Source organism: Calothrix sp. FACHB-168, assembly GCF_963889195.1.
Taxonomy (GTDB): domain Bacteria; phylum Cyanobacteriota; class Cyanobacteriia; order Cyanobacteriales; family Nostocaceae; genus Aulosira; species Aulosira anomala_A.
This window is the reverse complement of sequence record NZ_CAWPNJ010000041.1, coordinates 168,393-190,834: the sequence shown is the minus strand read 5'-3', so window position 1 is coordinate 190,834 and position 22,442 is coordinate 168,393. Positions and strand designations below refer to the sequence as shown.

The 22,442-nt window shown below is 40.2% G+C and carries 16 protein-coding genes; 8 read left to right on the top strand and 8 right to left on the bottom strand.

Annotation, left to right across the window (positions count from 1 at the left end; genetic code table 11):
• Positions 1 to 29: 29 nt before the first annotated feature.
• The 3 genes from AACW45_RS24020 to AACW45_RS24010 all read right to left on the bottom strand — a co-directional run bounded on the left by AACW45_RS24020 (position 30) and on the right by AACW45_RS24010 (position 5,256).
• The gene (locus tag AACW45_RS24020) at positions 30 to 776 is read right to left on the bottom strand and encodes a DUF429 domain-containing protein (protein ID WP_190629045.1); all 747 of its coding nucleotides are present in this window, start codon (positions 774 to 776) and stop codon (positions 30 to 32) included.
• Positions 777 to 1,112: 336 nt separating this feature from the next.
• Complete coding sequence (gene pip, locus AACW45_RS24015) at positions 1,113 to 2,063, bottom strand: prolyl aminopeptidase (RefSeq protein WP_190629043.1); 951 nt, start codon at positions 2,061 to 2,063, stop codon at positions 1,113 to 1,115.
• Positions 2,064 to 2,361: 298 nt separating this feature from the next.
• A complete protein-coding gene (locus tag AACW45_RS24010; RefSeq protein WP_190629041.1) occupies positions 2,362 to 5,256 on the bottom strand; it encodes a S8 family serine peptidase in 2,895 nt (964 codons plus the stop codon).
• Positions 5,257 to 6,395: 1,139 nt separating this feature from the next.
• On the opposite strand from AACW45_RS24010, the gene trpS reads away from it, so the two are divergent.
• The 5 genes from trpS to AACW45_RS23985 all read left to right on the top strand — a co-directional run bounded on the left by trpS (position 6,396) and on the right by AACW45_RS23985 (position 11,150).
• Positions 6,396 to 7,406, top strand: a complete 1,011-nt coding sequence (gene trpS / locus AACW45_RS24005; protein WP_190629039.1) for a tryptophan--tRNA ligase — start codon at positions 6,396 to 6,398, stop codon at positions 7,404 to 7,406.
• A gap of 506 nt (positions 7,407 to 7,912) precedes the next feature.
• The gene (locus AACW45_RS24000) at positions 7,913 to 8,635 is read left to right on the top strand and encodes a pyridoxine 5'-phosphate synthase (protein WP_190629037.1); all 723 of its coding nucleotides are present in this window, start codon (positions 7,913 to 7,915) and stop codon (positions 8,633 to 8,635) included.
• Between the two features lie 277 nt (positions 8,636 to 8,912).
• Positions 8,913 to 9,629, top strand: coding sequence for a SnoaL-like polyketide cyclase (locus AACW45_RS23995; RefSeq protein WP_096642684.1), 717 nt, complete (start codon positions 8,913 to 8,915; stop codon positions 9,627 to 9,629).
• Positions 9,630 to 9,946: 317 nt separating this feature from the next.
• Complete coding sequence (locus tag AACW45_RS23990; protein WP_096647619.1) at positions 9,947 to 10,276, top strand: MgPME-cyclase complex family protein; 330 nt, start codon at positions 9,947 to 9,949, stop codon at positions 10,274 to 10,276.
• Positions 10,277 to 10,481: 205 nt separating this feature from the next.
• On the top strand, positions 10,482 to 11,150 hold the full coding sequence (locus tag AACW45_RS23985; RefSeq protein WP_395968331.1) for a hypothetical protein: 669 nt from the start codon (positions 10,482 to 10,484) through the stop codon (positions 11,148 to 11,150).
• Between the two features lie 97 nt (positions 11,151 to 11,247).
• Here the strand turns inward: AACW45_RS23985 and AACW45_RS23980 are convergent, their stop codons facing one another.
• The 3 genes from AACW45_RS23980 to folD all read right to left on the bottom strand — a co-directional run bounded on the left by AACW45_RS23980 (position 11,248) and on the right by folD (position 13,850).
• Positions 11,248 to 11,715, bottom strand: coding sequence for a divergent PAP2 family protein (locus tag AACW45_RS23980; protein ID WP_190542832.1), 468 nt, complete (start codon positions 11,713 to 11,715; stop codon positions 11,248 to 11,250).
• Positions 11,716 to 11,911: 196 nt separating this feature from the next.
• A complete protein-coding gene (gene crtE, locus AACW45_RS23975; RefSeq protein ID WP_190629036.1) occupies positions 11,912 to 12,841 on the bottom strand; it encodes a geranylgeranyl diphosphate synthase CrtE in 930 nt (309 codons plus the stop codon).
• A gap of 115 nt (positions 12,842 to 12,956) precedes the next feature.
• Entirely contained in the window at positions 12,957 to 13,850 is an 894-nt protein-coding gene (folD, locus tag AACW45_RS23970) for a bifunctional methylenetetrahydrofolate dehydrogenase/methenyltetrahydrofolate cyclohydrolase FolD (RefSeq protein ID WP_190629034.1), read from the bottom strand.
• Between the two features lie 269 nt (positions 13,851 to 14,119).
• On the opposite strand from folD, the gene AACW45_RS23965 reads away from it, so the two are divergent.
• The 3 genes from AACW45_RS23965 (at position 14,120) to AACW45_RS23955 (ending at position 16,315) form a co-directional block, all read left to right on the top strand.
• On the top strand, positions 14,120 to 14,524 hold the full coding sequence (locus AACW45_RS23965) for a hypothetical protein (RefSeq protein ID WP_190629033.1): 405 nt from the start codon (positions 14,120 to 14,122) through the stop codon (positions 14,522 to 14,524).
• Positions 14,525 to 14,649: 125 nt separating this feature from the next.
• Complete coding sequence (locus tag AACW45_RS23960; RefSeq protein ID WP_190629031.1) at positions 14,650 to 15,120, top strand: NUDIX hydrolase; 471 nt, start codon at positions 14,650 to 14,652, stop codon at positions 15,118 to 15,120.
• A gap of 100 nt (positions 15,121 to 15,220) precedes the next feature.
• A complete protein-coding gene (locus AACW45_RS23955) occupies positions 15,221 to 16,315 on the top strand; it encodes an AI-2E family transporter (protein WP_190629030.1) in 1,095 nt (364 codons plus the stop codon).
• Positions 16,316 to 16,849: 534 nt separating this feature from the next.
• Here the strand turns inward: AACW45_RS23955 and AACW45_RS23950 are convergent.
• Positions 16,850 to 18,241: a sensor histidine kinase gene (locus AACW45_RS23950; RefSeq protein WP_190629028.1), complete on the bottom strand. Its 1,392-nt coding sequence runs from the start codon at positions 18,239 to 18,241 to the stop codon at positions 16,850 to 16,852.
• A gap of 333 nt (positions 18,242 to 18,574) precedes the next feature.
• On the bottom strand, positions 18,575 to 22,306 hold the full coding sequence (locus AACW45_RS23945) for a CHAT domain-containing tetratricopeptide repeat protein (RefSeq protein ID WP_190629027.1): 3,732 nt from the start codon (positions 22,304 to 22,306) through the stop codon (positions 18,575 to 18,577).
• Positions 22,307 to 22,442 lie beyond the last annotated feature (136 nt).

Here is a 22,442-nt window from a genome sequence, read left to right as displayed (position 1 = left end):
TAGATTTTAGATTTTGGATTTTAGATTATTCATTCAAAATCTAAGATTTTTTGGGGTGTAACAATGTAACCAGTAGTGCGATCGCCTAATACTAAGTTACGTTGTTCGCCCCAATACCACCAATGTGCAGCCACATAAGCGCAAATTAGACTATCTAATTGGTCTTCAACGGCTTTAAGCGCTGCGCCTGTGTGGGGGATTTCGGAAATAAATGAACCGCAGAGGCGCAGAGAACGCAGAGGTGGTTGGAGAGTGGGTAGGATGTTGAGAATATGATTATAGAGTTTAGTGAGTTCTAAACGGCGATCGCTCAAGCGTCCTTTTTTATATTTAAGAATGCGTTCTAAATTGAATAAGTTGACGATTGCGGGATGGGGAAAGACTTCGATTTGATATCTACCGGGTTTTTGCGGTTCAATGGTGGGTGCGTGGATAAAACCACGAGATTCTAATTCTAAACCAAAGTTGACAGTCCGCTCGGCAAAAGCTAAACCCAAATTAGCCGGGTAACATCCAGCGTGATATTTACCAAAGTATTTGTGACTGAGTTTATCTGGTAGACGACTCCCCGTAGCGTTAGGAATGAGAGTAGGTGCGTCTACCGCAATTAATGCAGGTTCTTGTGGTTGTACGCAACTATCAATCCAAGTGAGAATATCTGCGATCGCTTCTCGGCGATCTAAATCTCTAATCTCTAATTGATTGTCAATTAATTCTAAATAACATAGTCCGCTTGGTTGGGATTTCCAGCCTAAATCAATACCCAAAAACTTCATTTTTACACACCCATTTGAACCAAGATTGATTTGTAGGGGCGGGGTTTCCCCCACCTGTGTCAACTTAAGGTGAAATCCGCTTTATAGCAAGGTTTTTGCCCTCACCCCCAGCCCCTCTCCCATCGGGAGAGGGGAGCAAGAGATTTAATTCCCCTTCTCCTGGGGGAGAAGGGGTTAGGGGATGAGGGCGAGGGTTTTTGTACAACACGCGCTGTATATAGCTTTTAGCTTAAGTTGACACCTATGGGAAACCCCGCCCCTACAAATTAATCACAAACCATAATATTTATAAATACTGACAATTGTACAGACGCGATTAATCGCGTCTCTAACAAATTACGAATTAAATGCAAACTTATTCGTCGCCGCAATTAAAGCGCTGCGTATTCCCGGTTCACTCATCGAATGTCCTGCATCGGGAACTACAATAAATTCTGCTTCCGGCCAAGCCCGATGTAATTCCCAAGCTGATACCATCGGACATACGACATCATAACGCCCCTGCACAATTACAGCCGGAATATGACGAATTTTATCAACATTTAATAGTAATTGATTTTCTGTCTCTAAAAATCCATGATTAATAAAATAATGACATTCAATCCTAGCAAATGCTTCAGCAAAATCATTCTGACCAAAATTTTTCATCAAGTCAGTATCGGGAAATAATCTACTAGTACTAGCTTCCCAAATTGACCAAGCACGGGCGGCTTCTAATCTAATTTGTAAATCTGGACTGGTTAAACGTTGATAATAAGCTGTGAGTAAATCATCCCGTTCTGCGGGGGGAATTGGTTTAAGATATTCTTCCCAAGCATCAGGAAAAATATAGCTAGCGCCTTCTTGATAAAACCAATGCAATTCTTTTTTACGTAGCATAAATATGCCGCGTAAAATTAATTCTGTACACCTTTCGGGATGGGTTTGACTATATGCTAAAGATAAAGTACTACCCCAACTACCACCAAATACAGCCCACTTTTCGATTCCTAAATGTTCGCGGAGCTTTTCAATATCGCTGACTAAATCCCAAGTAGTATTTTCTCGCAATTCTGCATGGGGTTTGCTTTGACCGCAACCGCGTTGATCGAACATTACCAAGCGCCATTTTTGCGGATGAAAATATTGACGATAAAAAGGCGGACAACCACCACCAGGACCGCCATGTAGTAATACTATTGGCTTTCCTTGGGGATTACCTGATTCTTCAAAATGAATTTTATGTAACTCTGATACTTGTAAATAACCTTCATTGTAAGGTGCGATCGCGGGGTAAAGTTCGTACATTGGTAGGAATTAGGTGAAAATGGTCAATAGTCAATGGTCAATAGTCAATAGTCAATGGTCAATTGTTATGAATTATTTAACTTGAGACTATTGATTTTCATCTGTTGACCTTGGACTGTTGACTCTGGACTGTTGACTTTTAACTAACCTAATTCAGGTTACTAGTACGTGATAGCGAAAATCAACAGAAATCAACAGACCGTTTCAAATAGGTAAAAATCTGGTAATCTAAGAATTATTTTTTTTGACTTTTGACTTTTGACTTTTGACTTTTGACTTTTACTTTTGCCTTGTTGTACTAGATTACTGGAGACTCAATAATAATATCCAAACTGGCAATAAAGCCGGAATTAGTGTTGAGAGTCGCAAACTGAGTTTCATTAAAGATTAAAGCACCTGTAGCTAAGTTATAGCTGAACTGGTTCAAACTAGTCGCGCCAAAAGTCTCATTTTTAATCACAATCTTATCTCCTTGTGAGCGAGAGAAGTCTGTAATGACATTAATTCCTTCTGAGACTAAGTTAAACACGAATCTGTCAGCACCAGAACCACCAATGAGGGTATCCTGACCAGCACCGCCAATGAGGGTATCGTTACCGTTATTACCTGTAAGAACGTTATTGCCGTTATTACCTGTGAGAATATCGTTATAGTTAGAACCTGCGATCGCCTCTATACTAGTTAAAGTATCACTGCCATTCAGTCCATCGCTAGCTCTGCCTGTTGCCAAGTTAACATTAATAGCACTACTAGCACTTCTATAAGTGACAGTATCGTAACCATCTCCACCGTTGATGGTATCATTACCAGCGTAACCCTCAATAGTGTCATTACCAGAGCTGCCTATGAGGATATCGGCAAAATTAGAACCTAATATAACCTGAATATTACTTAAACTATCAGTACCACCTTGTCCATCGTTAGCTGTACCTGTAGTCAAATTAACGTTGACACCAGTAGTTGCATTTCTATAACTGACAGTATCGTTACCTGCACCACCGTTAATAGTATCATTGCCAGCCCCACCATTAAAGGTATTATTCCCCGCTCCGCCTGTGAGGATATCAGCAAAATTAGAGCCAATAACAGCTTCTATGCTAATTAAAGTATCATTGCCACCTTGTCCATCGCTAGCCGTACCCGCCCCCAAGTTGACATCAACACCAGCAGTTGCATTTCTATAACTAACAGTATCGTTACCACTACCACCATTGAGGATATCGTTACCACTACCACCAATGAGGTTATCGTTACCATTACCAGCATTAAGGCTGTCATTGCCTAAGCCGCCAATCAGGCTATCATTACCAACATCACCAATGAGGTTATCGTCACCCGCTCCACCATCAAGGGTATCATTGCCATTTTCACCATAAAGGGAGTCATGATCTTCACCCCCAAATATCACATCATCACCTTGTCCACCATAAATGGTGTCTTTAGCAGAACCGATTATAGCAGTGGCTGAGTCACCAAATAGGCGATCGTTACCATCTCCGCCATTAATATTATCATCGCCCTCATCACCATAAACAGTGTCATTGCCAGCACCACCATTGAGGTTATCGTTACCAGCATCGCCATAGATGGAGTTATTACTAGCATTGCCAGAAATATTGTCAGGGTTAATACTACCATAAGCTGTGTTTGTCGGCACTAGCTTAATGTAGTTAAGATTGAAACCACCGGTGAGCATATCTAGACGCAGTTGATTAGTCCCTGCATTTAAACTCACTCCTTTGGCGATCGCATCTATCCAAACATTATCGCCGCTAGTAGCATCAAAACTGATGATGCGTTCTTGATTGTTATTAAAAGTCGCTTTGATTTGTTGACCGAGACCAACAGGGGCAACTCGCAATGAAATGTTATAGAATTGATTCTCACTGAGATTAAAAATATAATTCAGCCATTCCCTAGCTTGAATTCCAGTAACATCAAAGCCCCTACCATCAGTGCTATCTCGGATATCAACACCATAATCGCGGCGATATTTGTTATCTTTATCGCCCAGTGTGAAGTCTTGAGCGCTATTATAGTTCTCTGCTTGAATAATAATTTCTGAGCTAGTAGAGGTTGTATTGTTATTAGTACTATTAGTCTGGGGTTGAGTATTTCCTACAACCTGTTGATAAGCAGCCAGTACATTCAAACGACCGCCACTGTTGACTTTATCTTGCAAAGACTCTTGTTTATCAACTGTTGAGAGCAAGGCGTATCTCAGTTCTAAAAATGTGAGATTAGGGTTAGCAGCTAAAAGTAAAGCCGCAGCACCAGCTACCTGGGGAGCAGCCATTGATGTTCCATCCCATGCAGCATATTGATTATTGGGTAGGGTACTGTCAATATTTTGCCCAGGTGCTGCTAAGTCTACAGAATTTTTACCATAGTTAGAAGCATATTTACCGAAAATGGCTAGTTGATCTTTATCATCTGAAGCTGCAACAGTAATAATATTAGGTAGATCGAAGTTAGCAGGATAAACAGGCTCAATGTCATTATCTTTACCATCATTACCTGCGGAGGCTATGACTAAAACGCCACGCTCGTAGGCATACTGGAGAACATCTTTTTCATCTTGATTTAAAGATTTGGAGCTGAAACTGAGGTTGATGATTCTTGCTCCATTCTCGATCGCATAATAGATACCGTAGGCTACGTTCCATAAAAATTCTTTACTATCGCTGTTACGGAAATGCTTCGTAACCATGATTGAAACATTCGGACTGACGCCTACCACTCCTAGACTATTATTGCCTACAGCACCTATGATACCGGCAACGTGAGTTCCATGACCGCGTTGAGAACTTTGGTTAATAGGCTTATCCGGGATGGGATCTTTGTCTCCATCACCAAAGTCCCAACCATAAACATCATCAATATAGCCATTACCATCATCATCAATACCATTGTTATCTATTTCATCAGTATTCTTCCAGATGTTGCTAGCTAAGTCCTCGTGATTGTAGTCAACACCAGAATCTACAACAGCTACGATGACATCTTTACTACCTTGGGTATAATTAAATACTTGATTTGCCCCAATAGTTTTTAAACCCCAAAGACTATCAAATTCAGGATCGTTGGTTTTTAACTCCGGTAATATTGAGTCGCTATTTGTCTCGGTTTGCTGGTCAGTTATTTGTGCTTCATCGGTCATACTTAACTGAGCATTGTCTGGAATTATTTCCATAAAAAAATTACCTAAAAAAAGATAAATCAATAACGAAAAAAGCCAACAAATTTTTTCTCTAAAGATGAAAATCTGGGCTAGTATTTTTTACGATTAGGGAATAAGCAAAAAAGATTTATGTCATTCCTCAAACTTTGCCAAATATGGGGAATGCATCCTGATTGTTTAATTATTAGTTGTTAGTTTATCCAATATAGTTAGCAACCTGCAAATTATATTGCCACGCTTTTTGGATAATATTATGAAGTTTCGGTAAAGTTATTTATTCATTACGGCATTTGTATTATAAATCACATGTGTAAACAGATTTAGCTATGACAATAACTTATTATTAGGCAAAACAATGAAAAAATCTAGCTTGTAGATAACATAGCCATTCTAAATACTAGTATAAAAAATACAGACAAAAAATGCGTACTCAGCATCAATGCATTAATATCGAGGGAATTGAATGACTAGTTTATAGAAATTATTAAATTTGAATTGGTTGTTTTTTTGACAAAAAGGAAATAAGATTGCTAATTATAGCCAAAAAATTATTACAATCTGCATTAAATACAATTAATCAGCTTTTTGCTAGCTTTAGCCATTGAATTTACCTAAAATTAACTAATTTAGTAATGTGTTGCTACTACCAACCCTGAAAAGTTGGTGTATTTTCTCTTATAAAAGAGAAAATACTTATTAACAATTAATACAAATTAGCCGAAATAATCCTCAAGTGAATTTTCTACTTAGCGAATTAAAAAAGTAACTTTTCCGCTAAAATTGTCAATAGCACGCTGATTTATGCTGCATTATATCAGTGTTGTAAAATCAAAAGTCAGGCGATCGCTCTTAATCCTGAATAATCATTGCAGAGATGATTACAATATCGCAACAATCCCCATCGATATCTAAATGTAGATAAAGGGGCTAGGGGCTAGGGGTTAGGAAAGGAGACAAGGGAGACAAGGGAGACAAGGAAGAAATAGCAAATGCCCAATGCCCAATGCCCAATGCCCAATGCCCCATGCCCAATGCCCAATGCCCAATGCCCAATGCCCAATGCCCAATGCCCCTAGAAAATGTCAAAATTAAATGTGTTTTGTAATTGCCGCCTTAGATAGGGCGGATTTGAGATAACTAACTTGAAATTTATGGGCAAGCAGCGCGTTCTGTCGGGAGTTCAACCAACTGGAAATTTACATTTAGGCAACTACTTGGGAGCAATTCGTAACTGGGTGGAAGCCCAGAGTGATTACGACAATTATCTGTTTGTCGCTGATTTACATGCAATTACGGTGCCACATGAACCCAAAGAGTTGGCATCTAATACCTATAACCTCGTTGCTCTCTATTTAGCTTGTGGTCTAGATTTAAATCATTCCACCATTTTTGTACAATCTCACGTCTCGGCACACAGCGAACTTACCTGGTTGCTCAATTGCATTACTCCCCTTAACTGGCTGCAAGATATGATCCAGTTTAAAGAAAAAGCTGTGAAACAAGGGGAAAATGTCGGTGTCGGCTTATTGGATTACCCTGTGCTAATGTCGGCTGATATTCTGCTTTATCAGGCAGATTTTGTGCCAGTGGGTGAAGACCAAAAGCAACATTTAGAATTAACGCGAGATATCGTCAATCGATTTAATCATTTATTTGCCAAACCAGATCAACCAGTGCTAAAGCTACCAGCACCTTTGATTCGCAAGGAAGGCGCAAGGGTGATGAGTTTAACTGATGGTACGCGGAAAATGTCCAAATCCGATCCGTCAGAATTAAGCCGGATTAATTTGTTAGACACGCCAGAGCAAATTGCTAATAAAATTAAGCGTTGTAAAACCGATCCAGTTCGGGGTTTAACTTTTGACGATCCTGAACGTCCTGAGTGTAATAACTTGTTAACCCTATATCTGTTATTGTCTGGTAAAAACAAAGAAGATGTGGCAGCAGAATGTCAAGATATGGGTTGGGGACAATTCAAACCATTATTGACCGAAACTGCGATCGCAGCCTTGAAACCAATTCAAGAGAAATATCAGGCAATTATGGCAGATAACAGTTATCTTGAGTCGGTATTGCGGGAAGGACGCCAAAAAGCGGCGGCTGTTGCTAACCAAACTCTAGCAGAAGTCAAAGCTGCTTTAGGCTACACTATGCCTCATTAGATGGGAGCATCCCAAATGTGCAAAAACGCCCTCACCCTATAAGGGTGGGGCTAGAAATACGAAGCCTGCCTTCGCAGGCTCAAAATTTGATAGCCTGCAAAGGCAGGCTTTGTTGCTATAGCAATACCCTTCTAGGGTATTGCGTCAAAATTTGGATGCTCCCCATTAAATTGCCTTGATAGCCTGTTTTTGAAACTCTCCGCCCTATAAGGCATCAAGTAAAAATAAGTAGTGCGAGCATCTTGCTCGCGCGGGCAAGACTTCGGCGTGAGCGCTCAGTCGAACGCTGCCCGCACTACAAATATTAAATTGTTCAACTTATTTTTACACGACTCCTAAGAGGTTGTTTGAAAAGTTTTTGGCTGTATCTTCATACTAATCGATCCCCCTTATCCTCCTTGTCCTCCTTGTCCTCTTTCCCTTCCCAAGCGCGATCGCACTCACCTGTTTAGCAGCATTTCCGCTAAAATCAAGATCCGAAAGACTGAGGATCGGGAGAAACTAGGGTGCCTACACTCGGCGTAAACATTGACCACATTGCGACAATTCGACAAGCACGGCGAACGGTGGAACCTGACCCCGTAGCGGCGGCGGTGCTGGCAGAATTAGGCGGTGCTGATGGGATTACAGTGCATCTACGGGAAGATAGAAGACATATCCAAGATAGGGATGTGCGGCTGTTGCGGCAAACAGTCAGAACCCATTTAAATTTAGAAATGGCCGCTACAGCAGAAATGGTAGCGATCGCTCTTGATATTAAACCTGATTATGTAACTTTAGTACCCGAAAAACGTGAGGAAGTTACAACAGAAGGTGGTTTAGATATTGTCGGGCAAATTGCTAATATAGAAGAAATAGTTGATAAATTGCAAAGTGCTGGCATTCCAGTTAGCCTATTTATCGACGCCGAACCGTCACAAATTACGGCATCAGCTCAAGTAAAAGCAAAATTCATTGAATTGCATACTGGGCAATATGCTGAGGCTGTCGATGAAGCTAGCCGCAAGCAAGAGTTAGCTGTATTAGCTAAGGGGTGCGAGCAAGCGATTCAAGCAGGATTGCGAGTTAATGCTGGTCACGGTCTTACCTACTGGAATGTTTATCCTGTGGCTAGTCTTCCGGGAATGGAAGAACTCAACATCGGTCATACCATCATCTCACGTGCAGCTTTAGTTGGTTTAGAAAGAGCCGTGCGAGAGATGAAACTAGCAATCCGGGGAGAATTGTAAAGCTGTTGACGGTTGATGGTTGACGGTTGACGGTTGACGGTTGACGGTTGACGGTTGACGGTTGACGGTTGACGGTTGACTGTTGACTGTTGACTGTTGACTGTTGACTGTTGACTGTTGACAGAGTTAAATGCCTTTTATTGTTAGGGTTTTATCTTAGCTGGATGTCCTATCTATTTGGCTACAGCGATAGATGGTTAATTTAGTTAATAGCTCAGAGGGGTCAATAACTGCGTAATCCGTGGAAATTTGGGAGCAAATCTTCAGTAAGACTTCTATGAGCGCAACACAATCTAACAGTCTGCCACTTTGGGTACAGGATCGAGATAAAGTTATTGAAGGAAGTACTGATGCCCAATGGCGCTATCAGACACCTCCTGATTATTCTCGGTCTAAAGAGAATTTAGCCAAAGAAAGTACACGCCATCACTTAGAAGGTAGCCTGGAAGCGATCGTGCAAAACCTGGTGAGAACCTTTGAAATGGAAGTGTCTTCTAAAAGTAACCCACAACAGTGGTTATCTGTTGTTAACGACAAGTTTCGTGTAAGTACTAACGGAGGTCAAGAATACACAGCTACAGATTTATCAGCCAAAGGTACTTACAATATATTTATGGCTGATTCAGAGCATTATCAAGCTTCGGCGGAAAGCTTTGAATCATCACATCAAATCTTCCATTCCACATTTCCCCAAGGCTTTCCTTGGGAAGTTTTGGAAGTGTATTCCGGCCCGCCAACTGTGACATTCAAGTGGCGACACTGGGGACATTTTCAAGGTGCATATAAAGACTATGCACCGACTGGAGAGACAGTAGAAATTATCGGTATCAGCGTTGCTAGAGTTACCGATGATTTGCGGATAACTTTCTTGGAGCATTACTTTGACAATACGCTGTTTTTAGACAAACTAACAGCTGGCGGTAAACTACCAAGTAGTAACAAAGCAAGTACTTGTCCCTTCAGTTCTTGGTTTAAAAAAGTCAAGAAGAGTTAAAATAATTCGTAATTGATAATTCGTAATTCGTAATTAAAGTTGGTTATGGCTTACGCATCAACTAGGGAATGTAGAGACAATTTATCAATTACCTCTACAGTCAATTCAGACTTTTACCTAATTGTTGCGTAAGTTTTGTTTATTTCCATGAGCGATCGCCAAATCGCAGGCAATAAAGCCACCTGCAAACCCGGGTGAATTCAAGCTAAAAATTACGAATTACGAATTCCGAACTACGAATTAGCGATCGGTTAATTTTTCCAGGTACAGTTTATATACTGTAGTTGGCAGAAATCGTTAGTAACCACGGGATGAAAATGCAAACATATTATTACGTTTTAGCAAGTCAACAATTCTTGGTACATGAAGAACCTATCGAAGAAGTTCTCAAGGAACGTACCCGTCACTATCACGAACAAGAAAAAGAAATTGATTTTTGGTTGGTAAAACAACCAGCTTTTTTAGAAGCACCAGAAATGGCAGCAATTAAAGCTAAATGTCCGCAACCAGCAGCAGCGATTATTTCTACTAATTCGCAATTTATTACCTGGCTAAAATTGCGCTTAGAGTATGTAATTGTGGGAGAATTCTCTGCGCCTTCAAATACTATTCCTAATCCGATAGGATCTCTGGCTACAGTATCATAGAATACTTAAGTATGGGCATGGGGCATGGGGCATTGGGCATTGGGCATGGGGCATGGGGCATTTGTCATTTGTCATTTGTCAAAACAGACGCGATTAATCGCGTCTCTACAATTGTAAATTTTCGTGACTGTCCCCCCTGCTTCCTCTGCTTCCTCTGCTTCCTCTGCCCTCTCTGCTCTCATCCCAAGGAACAAAATTTCAGTTGATGAAATCTTTAAAAAAATCTTCTTGTATGTCTTTTACTGTCGTGCAGAGATTTGCAAATTTACCACACACTTTAGTGTTTGCGATCGCGGGATTGATGGGTGGTATAAGTTCTGTTACCGCTCAACCGGCGATTCCTGTGTGTCAAGCACCTGAACCTGGTGAGTATCTGTTATTGATAGTTAGTCCCACAGCAAATAGTCAAAAGCAATTACGCGATGCTTTACCTGCGGAAATTAAAACCACTACCTGTCAATATTTAACAGATACAGTGACGCGCATTGGCGGATTTTATAAAATTGATGATGCTCAACGATGGGCAAGATACATCAATAATATTGTTGGTTTAACTGGGATTATCACCACTAAACCACCAGATACTCAACCAGTGCCAGCAGTCAGCTATAATCCTCAATCTTTAGGGGAAGGTTATGCTGTATTGGTTGATTATTTCAATCGTCCAGAACTTGTCTCTAATGTACAACAAGTTGTTGGCGGTGATGTAGGATTTGTTTCCTACGGACAACGCCCTTACTTGCTGGCAGTGTATACCACTAACCAAAAAGAAGCTTATAACACATTGCAACAGCTTAACAATAACGGCTTTGTCGCCTATGTCGTAGATAGCCGCAAGGTGCTGCTACTACGCTCAAATGTGCGATCGCAGTAATTAGTTTATTGGTCAGTTGTCAGTTGTCAGTTGTCAGTTGTTAAAAAAGCAATATGCAACTAGGTTTTTAAATTGTTTGCTCCTCTACACTTTTGCATCAGAGACTAGTAACTAAAAAAGACCGTGCTAACCAAGTAATGGTTATACCCAACGCTGAACCAGCGATAACTTGAACTGGTGTGTGTCCCAGCAATTCTTTTAAGCGGTCTTGGGTAAAATCATGTTTATCATCAAATAATTCATCAATCATTTGATTAAGAATCCGAGCTTGTTTACCAGCAGCTTGGCGCACTCCCGCCGCATCATACATAACAATGATGGCAAAAACTGTGGCTAGGGCAAAATCAGGAGATGCCCAGCCGAGAGTTTCACCGACACCGGTAGCCAGAGATGTAACTAGCGCTGAGTGCGCACTTGGCATACCGCCGGTAGTGACTAATACACGGACATTGAGTTTGCGATTTTTAAATAGCTCGATGACGAGCTTCAGAGATTGAGCAATTAAACAAGCTACCAGAGCAACCAGCAGCACCCGGTTGTCTAAGATGTTGCCTATGTTCTGCATGGTATTTTGGTGAAGTTAGTAAATATTAGCAGCAGTTATTTATTTTGGAAACTACAAAATGCCACCCCAAAAATCAATTGACTGTCGCTACTTTCCAGTCAAAATTCCTCGGTGATGATATTTGAGTGCGAGTTACCCTACGGGCGACTAAGTGGGTAGAATCCAAAATTGGGATGAATTCCCCGTAGGGGTTGACTTAGTTACTGCGATTGACAATGAAATGAGCGATCGCTTTTAATGGTTGAGCTTTGTCTCCAAAAGAATCTAATTCTGCACAAGCGGCTTCAATTAGCTGTTGAGCTTTAATCCGGGATTCGTCAATTCCCCACAAGCTAGGATAAGTGACTTTCTGCGCTTTTAAATCTTTACCTGCGGTTTTACCTAATTCTTCTTGAGTTGCGGTGATATCTAAAATATCATCGATAATTTGGAATGCCAGACCAATATTCTGGGCGTAGCGAGTCAATTTTTGTAAATCTTCCGCCGATACTCCCGATAAAATTCCCCCACAAACTACACAAGCTTCTAACAGTGCAGCAGTTTTGTGATTGTGAATAAAATTCAAAGTTTCTAGGGAAATATCGGCTTTACCTTCCGATTGTAAATCTACTACTTGACCGCCAACCAAGCCAGCAGCACCTAAAGCCCTACCCAGACGGGCGACAACATGCAATACCCTATCTCTCGGCACGCTTTGGGGCGTTTGAGTAGCAACAAACTCAAAGGCGTAAGCTAATAATCCATCACCAGCTAAAATTGCAATATCTTCACCATAAATTTTGTGATTTGTCAACTTACCGCGACGATAATCATCATTGTCCATCGCTGGTAAATCATCGTGAATCAAAGACATGGTGTGAATCATTTCCACAGCGCAGGCGGTTGGCATAGCCATTTCAATCGTACCGCCAGTCATTTCGCAGGTAGCAAGGCAGAGAATCGGACGTACACGCTTACCGCCAGCTAACAGAGAGTAGCGCATAGATTCATAAATTGTTTCGGGATAGACGACAGGAATCGACCGATCCAAAGCAGTTTCGCAAAGCTGTTGTCGCTCTTTGAGATAAGCTGATAGGTTAAACTTGTCTGTCTGGGGCGTTTTTTTAAACTTATCAGTTGCTACCATTCTTAAAATTCCTGAAACTTTGGTATTTTTGTCATATACGTCACAATTTTAAGGGGCTTTGGTGCTGAAAACGCGATTAATTATGAGTTAAGAATTAGTAACATTCACTCATAATTTATAATTCAGCATTGGCAATTCCTAGCCGCCTTAAATAGCTGGCAAATGTGTTTTGCAACAACATAGCAACAGTCATCGGCCCAACACCGCCAGGAACGGGGGTGAGAAACTCTGCTACGCCAGCTGTGGATTCCCCATCAACATCGCCGACTAAACGACTTTTGCCACTGGGATCTGCGATCCGATTCATCCCCACATCTACCACAACCGCGCCCGGTTTCACCATTTCTGCGGTAATCAATCCGGGAATTCCCACGGCTGCAATGAGAATATCGGCAGTTTGGGTGATGGATTTGAGATCGTGCGATCGCGAGTGAGCAATAGTTACCGTAGCATTGGCTTCGAGCAGCATCAACGCCATTGGCTTACCCACCAAAATACTACGTCCTACAACGACTGCTTGCTTTCCTTGTAAAGGAATTTTATATTCCGCCAACAATCGCATCACGCCAGCCGGGGTACAACTGCGTAAACCTGCTTCTTGACGTACCAGTCGCCCTAAATTCACCGGATGTAAGCCGTCAGCATCTTTATCTGGATCGATTTTATTCAGCAAGCTGACAGAATCCAAATGTTGGGGTAGGGGTAACTGTACAAGAATCCCATCTACCTGCGGATCTTGATTGAGTGCGGCAATGACATCTTCTAGTTCCCCATGAGTAGTTTCTGCGGGGAAATGCTTACCAAAAGAAGTAATGCCCACCTTAGCGCAAGCTCGCTCTTTATTGCGCACGTAAGCAGCCGATGCGGGATTATCACCAACCATTAATACAGCTAATCCCGGAGGACGCCCAAGTTGTGGTTGTAACTCTGTAATCCGTTCCTTAAGTTTTAGCTGAATTTTTTCAGCTAAAGCTTTACCATCAAGAAGTTTGGCAGTTTTAGTTTCCATGAGAATTCCCAGAAAAATCGCCTTAAATCCAAAATCCAACATCTAGCCGACTGTAGCGGAGTCAACAGTCATCCATAAAATGTGTCTATTGACTATGATGGTCTTGCTATTTTATGGCGTAGCGTGGTTTAAACAGCAAAATCATACTGCCTTATTTTCTCAGATTGACTGCATTATGGGGAGCAGCGCCTCCGCGACCCTCGGCGGGGGCGGAAATTGTACAGACGCGATTCATCGCGTCTCTGTTAATGACAAATGACCAATGACAAATGACTAAACAAAACTTTTCGCTAACTCATAGTATTTTGCCCTACCGCCTAGCATTGTTATTGCTATTGGTATGGGGACTTTTTAGTTGTGGTAACGTCTCACAACCGGGCTTGAACATCGGTAATTTCCGCATTGGGAGTAATATCACCCCTATAAGCGAAATTCAGCCAGCACAAGCCGATAAGGCTACAGTTTACGTTCAAGGTAAGGTAGAAAGACAAGTTCCCCTTTTGCAGCGCTGGGCTTACCAAATCGATGACTCTACTGGCAAAATTTGGGTGATTACTAGTCAAAATAAATTGAAATTAGGAGAACAAGCTGTTGTTAAAGGCAAAGTTAAGTATCAAAGCATACCTTTAGCTGGCAAGGAATTGGGAGAAATATATATTGAGGAGGATTCTTAGTAATGTTGATGGTTGACTGTTGACTGCGCCGCACTGAAGCTCACTCGAAGTGTTGACCGGGGGTGAATATTTACTGATAATTTTTGTGTTATTTATTACGGAAATATCTAATTAAATAAAACTTTATGAGTAATGAAAAAGTGCAGGTAGCGATCGCAATTCTCTACCAAAACGATCAATTTCTCATGCAATTGCGAGACAATATCCCGACTATTCTTTACCCTGGTTACTGGGCGCTGTTTGGCGGACATATCGAGCCGGGAGAAACGCCAGAGATTGCCGTCAAACGAGAAATTTTAGAAGAAATTGGTTATGATTTTCCTGAATTCACCCCATTTGCCTGTTATTGGGATGATAAAATCATCCGCCATGTTTTTCATGCCCCACTATTGGTAGGTTTAGAACAACTGGTTTTAAATGAAGGCTGGGACATGGGTTTATTGACATCCAAAGATATTCACCAAGGTAATTTTTACTCAAAAAATGCTGATGAAATTAGACCTTTAGGGCCAATGCATCAGCGAATTATGCTCGATTTTATCGATAGTCAACAGTCAACAGTCAATAGTCAACAGTCAATAGTCAATAGTCAATAGTCAACAGTCAATAGTCAATAGTCAACAGTCAACAGTCAATAGTCAACAGTCAACAGTCAACAGTCAACAGTCAACCGTTCCCCCTTTTGTGGAGTTACCAATGCAATCAGTAAACAAACTACCGCGATGGTTAAATATAGGCTTGGCGTTTCCCATCGCCATTCTCAATGGTTGGCTATTGCTTCAGGTGGTGCAGTATTTTCAACCGCTAGTGAGTATTATTGTTGCTGCTGTCTTGCTGGCGTTTGTGTTGAATTATCCGATTCAGTTTTTACAGGAACGCGGGGTGAAACGCAATCTGGCGATTGTCGTCGTGTTACTTTTGACTGTGGTAATACTTGTGGGTTTAGGTGTCACTTTAGTACCGCTAATCATACAACAGCTCAATGAATTAGCGAATATTCTGCCCTCTTGGATTGATTCTGCCGGCGAACAAATCCAGGCTTTGCAAAGCTGGGCGGCTACACAACAACTACCGATTAATTTGGGTGGTTTGGCTACCCAAGCTTTAGAACGATTATCGAATCAGCTACAATCCTTTACGGGGAGAATTCTCAGTGTTGCCGTTGATACTATCGGTGTGGTAGTCAATGTATTGTTGACAGTGGTGCTGACTGTTTACATGGTACTAAATGGCGATCGCCTTTGGGATGGAATTTTTATGTGGTTTCCGCCGCATATCGGCCCGAAGGTGCGGGAATTAATCCGCGAGGATTTTCATAATTATTTCATTGGTCAGGCAACATTAGGTGCTGTTTTAGCATCGGTAATGACATTGGCATTTTTCGCACTCCAAGTTCCCTTAGCTTTACTTTTTGGCATTGGGATTGGCTTGTTCTCACTCTTTCCCTTTGGTACTGGGATAGGCATTACTATAGTTAGTTTTTTAGTAGCATTGCAAAATATTTGGTTAGGGGTAGAAGTATTAGGTATAGCTGTAGCTATCGATCAAGTAAACGCCAATTTTGTCGCCCCGAGAATTTTGGGTAATTTGACTGGTTTAAATCCTGTATGGGTAGTCATTTCTTTATTAGTTGGTGCTAAATTGGGAGGAGTTTTAGGGTTATTAATTGCTATACCTATTGCCAGTTTGATTAAAGATATTGTTGATAGCTGGCGTGATGGGGCATTTAGTCAAATTATTGTATCTAATGACAATATTAAGTCTCCTGCTACTGTGGAAGTTGGAGACTAGTAACCCAGGGCGGAATTCAAAAGTCAAAAGTCAACAGTCAAAAGTCAACAGTCAACAGTCAACAGTCAACAGTCAACAGTCAACAGTCAACAGTCAAAGCTATGAAAAGTTGTGTTGTTGAGTATATTTCTAGCAGGTAATATACTGACACAACAAGAGCTATATGATTAATTTTTGTACCTCATACAGCAGATTACAATTTGGTGAGTTACAGATAATAGTTGATTGTAGGGGCACTGGCACTGCCATGCCCTAAAGCGCGTACCTCATTTACTCTATTGTTATTAATTAATACAGTTCAGTTAAGAATAATTGTAGGTTGGGTAGAGCGAAAGCGAAACCCAACAAAGCCGCTTTGATGTTGGGTTTCGTTCCTCAACCCAACCTACGTCTACCATCAGGGAGCAAGATGCTCCCACTACTTTTAAAACTATGGTTCTCAAAATAGATGTGGTTAAGGTACAGATAATCGTTGATTGTAGGGGCACTGGCACTGCCATGCCCTAAAGCGCGTACCTCATTTACTGTATCTTATTAATAACAATTAAGGCGGATGGGAATTGTAATTATAAACTCTGTACCTCTGCCTAAACCAGATACAAATTGTAGTTGTCCCCTATGTTTATCTACGATAATTTGATAACTAATAGATAAACTTAATCCTGTACCTTTACCAATACTTTTAGTTGTAAAGAAAGGGTCAAATAATTGCTTTTGAATATCTTTAGGAATACCTAAACCATTATCGATAATCCGAATAGTTACATAATTATCATTTTGTAGTTCAGTCTGAATTTTAATTAGAGGTTCTTTAAAGATTGAATTTGGTGAATAACTACTCGATTCTGATTTATTAAAATTATGATAAATCGCGTCTATAGAATTGGTTATAATATGCATAAATACCTGATTAAGTAACCCAGGATAGCATTCAACTAATGGAAGTTTTGCATAGTCTTTAACAACGCTAATTATTTGACCTGTTTCTGGATTTTTTAAGCGACTTTGTAAAAGTAATAGAGTACTATCAATACCTTCATGAATATCAACTATTTTTTGTTCAGATTCATCTAGACGGGAGAAATTGCGTAAAGCGAGAACGATTTCTTGAATGCGTTCAGTACCGACTTTCATCGACTTTAAGAGATGCACAAAATCAGCAGTTAAAAATTCTAGTTCCATATCCGCGATCGCGTCTTGAATTTCTGCTGCTGGTTCGGGATAATACTGTTGGTATAGACTCACTAAATTAAGTAAGTCCTGACTGTAGTTGAGAGCGTGAACTAAGTTACCGGCAATAAAGCTGACAGGATTATTAATTTCGTGGGCAATACCGGCAACAAGTTGCCCTAAAGCCGCCATTTTATCATTTTGCAGTAATCTGGTGTAGTTATTTTTTAAGTTACGAAAGCCAGCTTTAGCTATTCTCGATTGTTCTTCTACTTGTTCTAGTTGCGCTAGGGTTAATACCTGAATTTGAGAGTAAGCTAAAAGTAATTGGTGGAAATCTAAAAGTTTATAGTTACCTAATTTGGGTTTGACTACTATCGGTTCATAAGCTAATTGCGATGGACGCTGTAATGCAATTTGAATTGCTTCAATGATAGGTGTTTCTTCAGCAATGAGACACACATCTAAGTCGAGAAATTTCAGCAGAGTTTCTGTAGGACGTTTGGCAAAAAGTGCAAAACTATAAGGGCGACTCATGTGTTCAAAAAATCTTTGGCGAGAAATCATTCCTACATATTCTTGATTGTCAGTCAAAATGATTCCCGGTAGTAAAGGCTGTTGTTCAAATACGGTATTGATAACCTTGGCTGGATGGCTGACTTCAACGTAAACTGACCATAGTGGTAATTCTTGCAATGTTGATTCTAATTGCAAATTGAGTTCATTACCATTCTTTATGGTATCCATAGCCAGCATACTTTCAATCCTTTACTGTTGAAATAAGATTTTTGGTAGCACCCAGGTAACGCGCAGTAGTAATTGTCAAATTAAGGAAAAGTTACCAATTTATATTTCCCCTTTGATTGGCAAATATCACATTATTGGGAAAATCCTACCTATTTAGATAAAGGTTGTATTGTTGTCAGGATAGGTAATTTATCTATTTGAATAATTTATGCTGTAAATCAAAGAAGATATTTATGATTCCGTAGGGTGTGTTATGCCGTAGGCTAACGCACCGGAATTGTTGATAAGATAGTTGGTGCGTTGCGCTGCGCGACAACACACCCTACAAGTATGAATTACGATTTACTTCCACTCGCCCAAAAATGTAAACGCCGCCCAATAATTAGGATTACGCCATTTTTCTTGCTCCCACATTTTTAATTGCGTCGCCCGCAATGCTTGAGAAGCTGATTTATTTTGCTGCCACATTTGTTTGTAAAATTCTTGCATAAACTCAGATGTGCCTTTGTCATCAACTTTCCATAAAGACACTAGTAAGCTTTCTGCACCTGCATACATTAATCCCCTTGTCAAACCTACCAAGCCTTCGCCTTGGATTTCTTTACCTAATCCGGTTTCGCAAGCACTCAAAACAATTAAATCTGCGGGATAATCGAGGTTAAATAAGTCTGCTAATCGCAGATATCCGCGAATATCTTTACCTTGTTTATCTACCAGAGACAGCACAATACCTGATAACTCTGGGTTAGCATCGTTCACAAAGCCGTGGGTAGCAAAGTGTAAAATTCGGAATTGATTGAGATTGCTGCTGGTAGCTGCGGTGTAATTTGCGGCAAAATCTAAGAGTTGCACGCCTTTGGATTTGGGTACTAGGTTAAATATTGTCTCGGCTTCTTTACGAGTACCTAAAAGTCGCGTCCAGCCTTGGCGATTGAGGCTAGCAGCAGAACGCTTGAGGGCAGAGCGTTCTAGCTCTAAATCTAGGGAATCTTGCTTTTGCAGTTGTTTATTTTGGGCGCTGGTAACTCTTGTATCGGTAGCGTTGTATACTGGGTCAGCAAGGATAGCTAAGGCTTGGGGTGCTTGTGGACGATTGGCGAGTTGTTGGCGTTGAATGGCAATGGTAGATGCGGAAGGTAAGCTGACAATTTCGTGATTTACTAGTAAAGGTTGGTAATTTAAGCTTTGCTCCTCAAGTGAGACACAAGGACGAAATATACTTCTATCAGTTTCACAGGAATTTTTGGGTTTATCTTGTTGTTGTGGTGTGGAAGTTGGTTGAAAATTTAAATCAGCTAAGGCGGCAAAGGGTATATATTGCAAAGCACCATCAGCGACAATTACTAAGCGTTTTTTGCCTAATTTATCTTTGACAGGTGAGAGAATTAATTGACTGAGTTCTGTTGCTGCGACATCAATTTTGCGGTTTTTAATCCCCGTGCAGGGATTTTCTTTGTTAGTTACAGAAGGCGGTTTAGAGGTATTTTGGCTAATTAAACAAAATAAATTAATGGCGCTTTTTTCTATTTCTTGTTTTTTGGGAAGTTCGTAAGTGTCGAGAGAATTGGGAGAAACTACCCATAAAAAACTGCGATCGCTACCTAAGGAATATTGTAATAGTAGGGTATCTTTATCGAGTTGTTGCTGAATTTCGGCTAAAGTTAGGGGTTGGGGATATTTGAGGTTAGCGTATTGTGGGCTAGTTTGGCGGATTTTGGTTTCTAATTCCTTTTGTTGGCGGAGAAGTTCATCAATTTCTGTTTGTAATTTCTCGGCGTTGGTTTTAAAAATTGGGTTGTTAATTTTATCGCTGTTAACTATTTCAAAGCGGACTTTTTCTTTACCATCAATTAAAGCTTGTATGCGGCGTTCTTCGGCTAAAAGTTCGGGGTTTGCACCTTTGCGGATATTGGCGCGGGCTTCGGTTAATAGTTCTACTAATCCTCTAGCGCGAGATGCTTCGCTTGTTTCAATTGCTTGGGCATTGTATCCTTTTGATGGGTCTTTTTTGTGCAGTTCCATCAATAGGTTGATTTTGAATTTGTAGTAACTTTGGACTGTGGCGAAGTAGGAAGTACGTAAATCTGAGTTTTTAACGTTGCTGCGGATATTTTCGATGATTTCGATTGCTGCTTCGATGTTGGTAAGTGCGGCGTTGAGGTTTCCTAGTTTGCGTTGATTGATGGCGATACCATACAGTGCATCTGCTTCTGCTTTACTTTCTTTTAACTCTCGTCGTATTTTCAATTCTTCACTACGAATATTGATGGCTTGTTGATAATTTTTCTGTAACTCATAAGTCATGCTCATATCGCCTAACATTCGAGCTTCTCGAAGACGTAATCCGGCTTTGCGATAATCTGCTAAAAGTTTATTAGAGATATCTAATGACTTTTGATAGTCACCTTTTGCACGATATACTGTAGACAAATTATAAAGAGAAAATTCCTCGTAAAAATCATTATCTTGGGATAATTTTAAAGCACGAGTAGCAGATTCTAATGCTTTTGGGTAATCATTCAATGATTGATATGTTCCCGTCATACCCCAAAGTATTTGAATTTCAGATTGATAGTTATCTTTGTTTAATAAAGATAGAGCTTGTTGATAAAGTTTAAGTGCATCGTTATAATTTTCCTGCCATTCGTAAACGTTGGCGATAGAGCTTAAAGTTCGGATTTCTTCTACCTTATTTTTGATCCGCTTATAAATATCTAATGCTTGATTGTAAGTCTCAATGCTTAACTTATAGTCACCCAAATATCGATACACTGATGCAATATTTACCAGAGTACGAGCTTCTGATGTAGGATTTGGTATAGAACGTTGAATTTCTAAGGCTTGATTATATAAATTTAGCGCTACTTGGTAATTACCCTGTGATGTGTATATATCAGCTTGTAGCCAAAGGGTAAAGGCTTTATTATCCTTATCATCCTCTTGAAGTTTTAATGATTTATCTAAAAATTCCAGAGCTTTTTCATAATCACCTGACAAAGTTTTGTGAACATTTGCAATCATTTGAAAAGTCATAGATTCCATTGCGGTATCTCCCGCTTGCTGATAAAGTTTTCCAGCTTGCTGATAGTAATCAATAGCTGTACGATAATCAGCTTGTCTAGCATAAATATGGCCTATATAGGCAAGAGTGCTAGCTTGATCTGCTAAATTAAAACCTGCCTGTTGTTGTAGTTTTAATACCTCTTTCAAAGATTCTAATGCTTTTTTTGTATTACCCAATTTATCTTGCAGGGTAGCAATATCACGAATAATTTCTAATTCTGCTTTAGAATCATTTCTTTGACGCTGGATTTTTAAAGCTTGTTCGTAATAATCAAGAGCTTTTTTTGTTTCACCGAATAAGGAATAAGTTGTTGCAATGTTTGACAGTGTATGGGCTTCTCCTTCCAAATCATTTAATTGTTCCCGATAAATTTTTAGTGCTTGATTTCGATAATCTAAAGCTTTTTGTAGATCGCCTAATTTCATGTGAATAGTAGCAATACCGTTCAATGTGGTAGCTAAATTACTATAGTTTTTGTGTGCTATAAATATTGTCTTAGCTTGTTCTAAATAAGTTAGTCCTTCTTTAGGTTCGTTTGTGTTAGTGTAAAGAATGCCAATTGAACCAAGTATAGTTGCTTCCCACAGTGGTTGTTTTAGTTCGCGGGCAATTTTTAATGCTTGTTTTTGATATTCTATGGCATTTTTTTTATCATTAAGAGAAGAATACACATTAGCAATATAAGCCAATATGATAATTTCTTCTTTTTGTAATCTTAATTCTTGGGCAATTTTCAACGCTTGTTGATATTTATCAATCGCTTGTTGATATCCTTCTTTAGTTCCCTTCTTTTGTAACTCCTGTGCTTCTCCAACTAGCTTTACACCCTGCTGGTATAACTTTTGTTGTTCTGCATTCAAGGGAACTGACGGTGTAGGCGCTGGTTGCTGGGCAATTTTTACCTGACTATTCCCCAAACTAGCGGCTGTTGACTCGGATAATAAAAGCAGGGCGAAAAATAAAGCCGCAGCGCGAGATGCTAACCCAGGAAGTTTTTTATGCTTTTTCATGAGGATTTATACTGATTTTGGCTACAAATCAATATAGTTCTCGGCGGTGTGGGGTTATGCAGTTTTACGGAAACTTTAAGATAATACGCTGTAGGGGCACGGCATCCATCATTGGTGTCAACTTAATGCGAAACCA

Excerpts from the sequence above, each read along its gene's own strand:
- trpS (WP_190629039.1), top strand. The coding sequence starts at position 6,396 with ATGGGCAAGCAGCGCGTTCTGTCGGGAGTTCAACCAACTGGAAATTTA.
- AACW45_RS23985 (WP_395968331.1), top strand. The coding sequence starts at position 10,482 with ATGAAATCTTTAAAAAAATCTTCTTGTATGTCTTTTACTGTCGTGCAG.
- AACW45_RS23965 (WP_190629033.1), top strand. The coding sequence starts at position 14,120 with ATGACTAAACAAAACTTTTCGCTAACTCATAGTATTTTGCCCTACCGC.
- AACW45_RS23955 (WP_190629030.1), top strand. The coding sequence starts at position 15,221 with ATGCAATCAGTAAACAAACTACCGCGATGGTTAAATATAGGCTTGGCG.
- AACW45_RS23950 (WP_190629028.1), bottom strand. The coding sequence starts at position 18,241 with ATGCTGGCTATGGATACCATAAAGAATGGTAATGAACTCAATTTGCAA.
- AACW45_RS23945 (WP_190629027.1), bottom strand. The coding sequence starts at position 22,306 with ATGAAAAAGCATAAAAAACTTCCTGGGTTAGCATCTCGCGCTGCGGCT.
- AACW45_RS24020 (WP_190629045.1), bottom strand. The coding sequence starts at position 776 with ATGAAGTTTTTGGGTATTGATTTAGGCTGGAAATCCCAACCAAGCGGA.
- AACW45_RS23960 (WP_190629031.1), top strand. The coding sequence starts at position 14,650 with ATGAGTAATGAAAAAGTGCAGGTAGCGATCGCAATTCTCTACCAAAAC.
- AACW45_RS23990 (WP_096647619.1), top strand. The coding sequence starts at position 9,947 with ATGCAAACATATTATTACGTTTTAGCAAGTCAACAATTCTTGGTACAT.
- AACW45_RS24010 (WP_190629041.1), bottom strand. The coding sequence starts at position 5,256 with ATGGAAATAATTCCAGACAATGCTCAGTTAAGTATGACCGATGAAGCA.
- pip (WP_190629043.1), bottom strand. The coding sequence starts at position 2,063 with ATGTACGAACTTTACCCCGCGATCGCACCTTACAATGAAGGTTATTTA.
- crtE (WP_190629036.1), bottom strand. The coding sequence starts at position 12,841 with ATGGTAGCAACTGATAAGTTTAAAAAAACGCCCCAGACAGACAAGTTT.
- folD (WP_190629034.1), bottom strand. The coding sequence starts at position 13,850 with ATGGAAACTAAAACTGCCAAACTTCTTGATGGTAAAGCTTTAGCTGAA.
- AACW45_RS23995 (WP_096642684.1), top strand. The coding sequence starts at position 8,913 with ATGAGCGCAACACAATCTAACAGTCTGCCACTTTGGGTACAGGATCGA.
- AACW45_RS23980 (WP_190542832.1), bottom strand. The coding sequence starts at position 11,715 with ATGCAGAACATAGGCAACATCTTAGACAACCGGGTGCTGCTGGTTGCT.